At 36.0% G+C, this 695-nt stretch carries 1 protein-coding gene; it reads right to left on the reverse strand.

The features are described 5' to 3' along the window. Positions 1 to 580, reverse strand: a 580-nt coding sequence (locus E1176_RS00385; RefSeq protein WP_155208616.1) for a polysaccharide deacetylase family protein, incomplete at its 3' end; no start/stop codon positions are given. Positions 581 to 695: the final 115 nt, after the last annotated feature.

Below are 695 nucleotides of genomic sequence, written 5' to 3' on the forward strand. Positions count from 1 at the left end.
AGTCTTTGGGGTTTGTACGTACGATTTGTATGCCAACCTCTTTACACTTTTTGAGATAATCAGCGTTAAATTGATTTCTTGGAAATACTAAACTTTTAGCGTGACTAAGACCATACTTCTTACCCGCCTTATTCCATGCTTTTGCATCTGCCAAAAACTGATCAGGGGTTTGACCAGGTTCATTGCAATAGTAATGAGCGTAAGAGTGACTGGCTACTTCCTGCCCTTGCGTTTTTATTATATAATTTACGAGCGTTGGAGCATAATGAAGGGGGTCATCATTTTCACCTTGTCCTACAGAATATTTTGAAATGAAATTATAAGCGGAAAGGTCAGGATTATCATACAGAGGCTTTTCTTTAGGAATATTTTCTCCCAACTCTTCTCTATTCTTATTCATTAACAAGCCCACTGTAGCCCAACTACAATGAACCCCGCTTCGCTCAAAGGCCTTTAATATTTGTGGTATTAACTCCCTGGTATTTAAGAAATAGGACTTATAACTACTTGTATTCCATTTCTCAAACCCACCCCAATGAAGTTCGAAATCGAGAGATATAATAAAGAAGTTATTTTTCATCCGCTGTTAGTGTTGAATTCGTGAAGCTTGATGGTTAAACTTTACTTTTCTTTTTTTATACTTCTCTAGCTTTTTATCATCGAAAAATTTGAGAATTACGAACAAAAATAAAAGC

Origin of the sequence: Fulvivirga aurantia, from assembly GCF_009711475.1 — a bacterium.
Lineage (GTDB): Bacteria > Bacteroidota > Bacteroidia > Cytophagales > Cyclobacteriaceae > Fulvivirga > Fulvivirga aurantia.